Origin of the sequence: Arthrobacter sp. Y81 (assembly GCF_002929335.1) — a bacterium.
Lineage (GTDB): Bacteria > Actinomycetota > Actinomycetes > Actinomycetales > Micrococcaceae > Arthrobacter.
Genome location: NZ_PJIL01000040.1, coordinates 1 through 6,928, shown reverse-complemented (window position 1 = coordinate 6,928; position 6,928 = coordinate 1). Strand labels below are relative to the sequence as shown.

General features: G+C 33.5%; 8 protein-coding genes. All 8 read right to left on the bottom strand.

Translation table 11 applies throughout. The annotated features are described in order from the left end of the window. Positions 1-223 (bottom strand): NAD(P)-binding domain-containing protein (locus CXQ91_RS24005; protein WP_258059186.1); only part of this gene is annotated, 223 nt, incomplete at its 3' end. 189 nt (positions 224-412) lie between these two features. Beyond that, positions 413-1,168, bottom strand: a complete 756-nt coding sequence (locus CXQ91_RS24000; protein WP_219816169.1) for a glycosyltransferase family 2 protein — start codon at positions 1,166-1,168, stop codon at positions 413-415. A 9-nt stretch (positions 1,169-1,177) separates the two neighbouring features. After that, positions 1,178-2,260: an O21 family O-antigen polymerase gene (gene wzy / locus CXQ91_RS23995; protein WP_042020196.1), complete on the bottom strand. Its 1,083-nt coding sequence runs from the start codon at positions 2,258-2,260 to the stop codon at positions 1,178-1,180. Then, positions 2,257-2,937, bottom strand: a complete 681-nt coding sequence (locus tag CXQ91_RS23990) for a glycosyltransferase family 25 protein (protein WP_000823826.1) — start codon at positions 2,935-2,937, stop codon at positions 2,257-2,259. The genes wzy and CXQ91_RS23990 overlap by 4 nt, the downstream gene beginning before the upstream one ends. A 2-nt stretch (positions 2,938-2,939) precedes the next feature. Next, positions 2,940-3,749 (bottom strand): glycosyltransferase family A protein, encoded by an 810-nt coding sequence (locus tag CXQ91_RS23985; protein WP_001445975.1) that lies wholly within the window; start codon positions 3,747-3,749, stop codon positions 2,940-2,942. Positions 3,750-3,757: 8 nt separating this feature from the next. Continuing rightward, positions 3,758-4,549, bottom strand: coding sequence for a glycosyltransferase (locus CXQ91_RS23980; protein ID WP_001445974.1), 792 nt, complete (start codon positions 4,547-4,549; stop codon positions 3,758-3,760). After that, the gene (gene wzx, locus CXQ91_RS23975) at positions 4,549-5,784 is read right to left on the bottom strand and encodes an O21 family O-antigen flippase (RefSeq protein ID WP_045233210.1); all 1,236 of its coding nucleotides are present in this window, start codon (positions 5,782-5,784) and stop codon (positions 4,549-4,551) included. The genes CXQ91_RS23980 and wzx overlap by 1 nt, the downstream gene beginning before the upstream one ends. A gap of 310 nt (positions 5,785-6,094) precedes the next feature. Continuing rightward, the coding region (gene galF, locus CXQ91_RS23970; RefSeq protein WP_104092558.1) for a UTP--glucose-1-phosphate uridylyltransferase GalF at positions 6,095-6,928 on the bottom strand (834 nt) is incomplete at its 5' end.

Genomic DNA, 6,928 nt, shown 5'->3' with positions numbered 1-6,928 from the left:
TCACCATTAACAGGATGCGACGAGGCGTTTCCAGAGATTCAACAAACTCTTTCACCGTATAGTAAGGAACCAGTTTCTTGCCTGGATTTTCGGCAATAACTTCTTCCGTCTTTTCACGGGAACGGTTGAAAATAGAGACGGTATAACCACGGCTTTCGATGTTGAGCGCAAGGTTGCGCCCCATCACTGCCATACCGACGACGCCAATCTGTTGCTTTGACATTGTTTACTCCTGTCTGAGGTGCTCACCGCTGCAAATAAGCGGCTGAATATGAGTAACGGGTTTACTTCTAATATATTTAGGAAAGGCTTATCTCTCTATGTCCCAAAAACTAAACCTTTTGGATACATCGACTATCAGATCTAAAAGACATACATTTTATAATATCAAAACCTAATAAAACCATTCTAATTAAAGTCTCTTAGCAAGAGCTCTTACTGAATAAATAAAAAAAAGAACTAATGACTTGAATAATGAAAAAGACAATACTCTTCTATAAATATTCCATTGCCACATAGCTGCAGTGAACTTATTTGAGGACAACCCCGTATTATGTATATAATATCTGGCAAGATTTTTCTGTATGCAATAAACCAGCTTTGCTTTTTTTACTATTGTTAACCACATTAGGTAATCTTCATGACCAATTTCCTGTTGATATACTTTCCCTATCTGAGTTGAGTCATAAATACCAGTTAAGTTACCAATATGATTAGATTGCAGCATATTATTATATGTAATAACTTCCTTAAACCTTCTTTCTTTTATTACATTTGTATCAACATAAAAAACCTCATAGTTTGAACAAACAACTTTATAATTTCCAGCACTCAATATTTTCAGTTGTTCTTCGAGTTTAGTCTCAAACCAAACATCATCACTATCACAAAATGCAATATATCTACCATTACAAGCAGCAATCCCAACATTTCTAGCCGAAGATACTCCCTTACCATTTCGATTTAGTAAATAAACAATACGTTCATCGATAATAGACTTAATAATATGTTCTGTTGAATCCGACGAATTATCATTGATTATATATAATTTAAAATCCTCATACGTTTGTTTTAAAATTGACAAAATACTATCTTTAATAGTTTCTTCAGCATTATAAGCTGGCATAATTATTGATACTGTTTCATTACCCATAAAAAGCCCCATCATTATTCAAAATTAGAACAAGTATGATTTATAATAAAATTCTGCGATAGGAAACAGAATAACCTTTAATAGATACGGAATAAAACAGTATAATAATGAGAGATACAAACAAACGAAGTATCTATTTTTAACAGTGTATTTAATAACATAAATTATCGGGATTATATAAAATATCACAAAATAGTAGTTAACCCTTGAAATAAAATCAAAACTGAGCATTAACAAATAAACATTCACCGTTAAAGCCCACATACCAATTAACTTTCGCTCATTATCTTTTATAACAAAAACCTTTAGTTTTAATAAGATAAGGAATAGCAAATTAAATGGAATCCAATACATTTTAGTTAGTACATTCATTATACTCACAGAACTTTCATCGAATGAGGATAAATAATGTGAGTAATAGGGGAATAAATTTTGCACTATATAATAAATAATTTGCTGAAGATAAGAGAAAAGAAACAATAAAAAAGTCAACACATAAATTTTAAAAGCATGTTTACACGCAAAAAAATACGTCTTATCTGGAATTACGAGAAAACAGAAACCAATCAAAGCAGAGCGATGAAAACCTAAAGCAGCAACCATTAATATGAAAGATAACAATAATTTCCCTCTAAACTTATAGAGAATTGATATTGCAAACAAATAAATTGAAAATGATGCTCTTATTATATTCATCTGGGTATGAAATAAATTAGTAACAACCCAAAAAAGAAAAAAAACCAAAACAAGAGAATAACCATAGTTTTTCCATAACTGAAAAACAATAACAAACACCAATAAAGATTGTAATAAAGCAGTTAACGCAATAAAACCTTTGAATCCCCATCCAGTCAGTTGATATAGCCTCATATATCCATAAAAGAGATATTCCTTATTTTGATAAAAGGTATCGAGTTCATTAGCATTATTATATATATTTTGATAGCTAAAATAATCTGTTCCAACACCGTATTGAAATGCTGGCAACAGAGTCATAAAAAAAACGCATATGCCCCCGATAATTATTTTCCCATAAGGAATACGATTATATGCATTAAACAAAAACATATAAAAAAGCACAATAGTATTAATTATAATATATATCATTTTTCTGCAATAAAAAGACGTTCAGCTTCGATAGAACTAGAGTTTAAATTTACAGGATGAGAAAAGTATTGACCATAAAATACATTATCCAGTTTCGCATTTCTTACAATGTAACTCCAGTCATCACAAAAGAAACTATTTTCTTCCATTAACCTCAGAATTCTCTCAGCGCCTTTAATATCCACACAATAACAGCATGTCCTATATAACCAACGATGTGTACCTAATATTACTTTTCGCACCCCACATATTGATTTTCTCCCCATTATGACACGACTAAAGCTTTTTAGACCATCCTGTCCACCCAAAATATAGACACTTGATGAGCAGAATGAATTAATCATTTCGTCCAAATATTTAACATTTTCCTTGGGCAAAACGTCATCTTCCAAAACCACCAACCATTTCCTTCCACTCGCCAAAAATTCCGTTAAAGCTTTTTTATGACTCAAGAAACATCCCAATTCCGACGGAGTTAAAAAACCTCTTCCAAACATCTTTGAGGACCTAATTTTAAATAAAGAAAAGTATTTTTCTGCCAATAATTTCCGTCCATCAATAGCATGAGAAACACGACATTCTATGTCATACTTCGCCATTTCATTTTTTAATTTATCTCTCCTTTCATTATGTTGAGGTAATGATATTATACAAAAGTCAACAAGTTTTCTTTTCATTCTCACTTCCTTTTACTGGACAGTTGTTTTAATCTTTTATAAAAATATGAAAGCATATATCTTATAACTGTTATGAATGCAAGACAAAATGCATTATTTAGGGACGTTCTGTAAACCTCCAGAGCAAGCTCAACTATTTGTTTTGGTGTATATTTATATCCCCGTCCATAGGATATTTTAATTTGAGACCCTCCCAGAGTTCTCACAGAAATTAGCGACATAACAGAAATTAGTTTTAGTTTTAATGGTATATCTTCCCCCCAAGTCAAATATCTTATTTTATAAGCATCAATGATTTTATTTCTACGATACAACGTATTAGATTGATTCCAACCAAGAGTAAATTGCTTTGGATACCCTAAACACTCTATACATTCTTGTATTAATCCTCTGTTATATTTTTTTATTGTGAAGATATTACCTGTCTCGTTTTTACAATTAAACTCTTCCACATAATCACTTCTAAAGACGATGGCATCAACCTCATTATTTTCTAATAAATAATTAACACCCCAATCAAGAGCAAATTCAGCAATATAATCATCAGTATCAAGAAAAAAACAAAATTCTGTATCTGAATCCAATAAGCCTACATATCTTGCGTGAGAAGGGCCTTGATTAAGAGTATAGGTGTAATTACACCCGTAATTATTACAAATAATTTTATTTTTGCGCGCTTCATCAGAAACTGAACCATCATCAATTACAAAAATCTTACACTGCTTATAGCTACTGATTATTTTAATATTTTCCTCTAATATTATGCTCGAATTATAAGTTGGTATTATTATTGATATTCTTTTATTATTCATTCTATTGCCTATTTATTGTATTTTACGTATATGGCTTTCTTTGTGTTATAAAGGTTTTTAACATAGGATAACCGTTTAACATGCAAGTAAAGGGGTTTAATGATAGTTTTTACCCTGACGGTTGATTTATCCCACATTAACTGTTCATATAATTCGCCATCACAATATTTCAGACCCAGTGAACGTTTATATAAAAACAGCTCATTGCTCATCCACTTCCCAAAAAACTCTAACCCTCGAAAAACGACACCATCATAATTTTTTGCTATCTGCTTTTGCAAAATATCAACACCGTATGCCGAAAAAATATAATGGGCATCGACTTTCATTAAATAATCACAATCACCTAAAGAAAAACTAAAATTATAAAATTCGGCCAGTGAACCATCTCCCTTTGTCACCTGATCTTTATACCCTTCTCCAGCAATAGCGAGATTTTTATCATAAGAGTAAAGTTGTATAGAGCAAACATCAGCTAATTGATTCGATAATCTTTCTACAATATCTCTTGTATTATCTGTAGAATTATTATCTACAACAATTATTTGTGATGCTAACCCCGAAATAGACAATATAGATGCCTCTATATATTCAGATCCGTTTTTGACTCTATATATAACAGAGACACTTGGTATTTTCCTCTTATATTCATTCTGTTTTCTTAGCTTAGCTGCAACATAATCATCAAAATCTAACCGATTGGAGTACTTCTTATCGTTTTTCGCAGATAAAAAGGAAATAGTAAAAAGATAGTAATGAAAAGATAAAATTAACTTTTTTAAAATAGAATATAAACTCATCACTTTATCACTCGATTAAACAATAAAATACAGTAAATCAATGGGATTATATTAATCAATGACACGACAATTAACTTAGACACAGCTATTCCAACAACACCAAATATGTTAGTCAGATAAAATGTTATAACAAGAGACGGTATAAGCATATATATATGCAATTTACTTATAAAACCTTGCCGATCACTCATATTTAAAAAAACATATACAGGGCAAAATATTGCATTAATAATCTGCGTCATAACTAAAATAATTAACACTTCGCTAGCATTACTGTATTGAACACCAAATATAGATAATATCAGCCCTGAAAAAAAGGGAAACAGAAGAGCCATTAAAACACATGGTATCATTATGAAGAACATAGCTTTTTTAGTTAGCTCTTTTATTTCATTCATTTTACTTTGGCTGTATAAACTGGCGACCTTAGGTGCCAGAATTGTGCTAATTGACATTGCAAATAAATTTATAACCAAGGATATTCTATCAGACACAGCAATAATAGCGACATCAGCAGCTGGGAGCAACAAACCGGAAAGTACAACATAAGATTGAACAATCAGCATTCCTAATGAGTTACCAATGAAATACTCTGATAATTCTTTCAGTCTAAACGGTATTGACTCTGTTTCTAACTGATTGAAATCGTCCCTAAATTTATAATACGAGTATACCCCCCCCCCTCCTCCAATAAGAATAATTGAGAAGAAGTATGATAAAGACACCAGTAAAACACTTTCATTTTTAATCAGAACAATAAGTAATACAAAAAAAATAAACAATAAGGGTTGAAATATATACTGCAGAACAACACTAAAAGTGACAAGACCTTGAGACTGTAAAAAGGAATATAACAATATATTTACTGACGATGATATTATCAACAGAATCGCCAAACACCATGTATTTCGTAATAATAATTGTGGCGAAAAATAATGAATTATAGGTATTAAAATGATAGATAAGATAATACTGGATATAACACTCCGTTTTATGCATCTAAGAAAAAAAACGCCTCGTGCTTTTAATGCATATTTAACTGAGGCACATTTTTTCAAAATTAAATTATTTTGTCCTAAAGAGGATAGGGACGATATTATTCCAGTTACTGATAATAGGAAGAAAACCCCACCAGCCTCACTCATATTGAGCGTTCTTGATATCATCACACTCGTTGACAGCGCAAGTATAGCGCCGAATATCCTCAACACAAATACAGTTTTAATTGTAAACATTAACTTCTCGTTATTTACCCAAAGACCTCTTTGCAACAAATAATAGGGGGGAGGGTATAGATACTACCCCGCAAGACGCAAAAAACAACGCTACCGCCCCTGGCTTAACAGCTACCAGTTCACTAACACAAACTTATAACATGGCAATCTTAATAAATTCGTCTCTAATAAAACAAGAGACCGTTTTCTAAATCACATGAAGCAAAAAATCACCATAAAAGATCTAAACATCATCTGATATTTTAAACATTAGCTTAGATAATCGGTTGACGACTTTCATATTACTATTTTCTCCCGCCTTTTATCTTCATTAAAAATCATTTATAATTATTTCTTCTATTTTACCACGGAATTTTGTGCCTAGCATAATGTTTCTCAAACCATACTTCACAAACGCCTGCATATAGCCCATTTTTTTGCCGCAGTCGTAACTGTCGCCAGTCATCAGCATTGCATCCACAGCATGTTTTTTCGCCAGTTCGGCAATGGCATCAGTCAGTTGAATACGTCCCCATGCACCAGGCTGAGTACGTTCCAGTTCCGGCCAAATATCGGCAGAAAGCACATAACGACCTACGGCCATGATATCTGAGTCCAGCGTCTGCGGCTGATCCGGTTTTTCGATAAATTCAACAATGCGGCTGACTTTACCTTCGCGATCCAGCGGTTCTTTGGTCTGAATGACGGAGTATTCAGAGAGATCGCCCGGCATACGTTTTGCCAGCACCTGGCTGCGTCCCGTTTCATTGAAGCGCGCAATCATAGCGGCAAGATTGTAGCGCAGCGGGTCGGCGCTGGCGTCATCGATAACAACGTCCGGCAATACCACGACAAATGGGTTGTCACCAATGGCCGGTCGCGCACACAAAATGGAGTGGCCCAGACCCAAAGGTTCGCCCTGACGCACGTTCATAATGGTCACACCCGGCGGGCAGATGGATTGAACTTCCGCCAGTAGTTGACGCTTCACGCGCTGTTCAAGAAGAGATTCTAATTCATAAGAGGTGTCGAAGTGGTTTTCGACCGCGTTCTTGGACGCGTGAGTTACCAAGAGGATTTCTTTGATCCCTGCAGCCACAATCTCGTCAACAATGTACTGAATCATTGGCTTGTCGACAATCGGTAGCATCTCTTTTGGGATTGC

What these genes read in the sequence shown, in the direction of transcription:
- wzy (WP_042020196.1), bottom strand. Translation starts at nt 2,260, where the DNA reads ATGATATATATTATAATTAATACTATTGTGCTTTTTTATATGTTTTTG.
- CXQ91_RS24000 (WP_219816169.1), bottom strand. Translation starts at nt 1,168, where the DNA reads ATGATGGGGCTTTTTATGGGTAATGAAACAGTATCAATAATTATGCCA.
- CXQ91_RS23985 (WP_001445975.1), bottom strand. Translation starts at nt 3,749, where the DNA reads ATGAATAATAAAAGAATATCAATAATAATACCAACTTATAATTCGAGC.
- CXQ91_RS23990 (WP_000823826.1), bottom strand. Translation starts at nt 2,937, where the DNA reads ATGAAAAGAAAACTTGTTGACTTTTGTATAATATCATTACCTCAACAT.
- CXQ91_RS23980 (WP_001445974.1), bottom strand. Translation starts at nt 4,549, where the DNA reads ATGAGTTTATATTCTATTTTAAAAAAGTTAATTTTATCTTTTCATTAC.
- wzx (WP_045233210.1), bottom strand. Translation starts at nt 5,784, where the DNA reads ATGTTTACAATTAAAACTGTATTTGTGTTGAGGATATTCGGCGCTATA.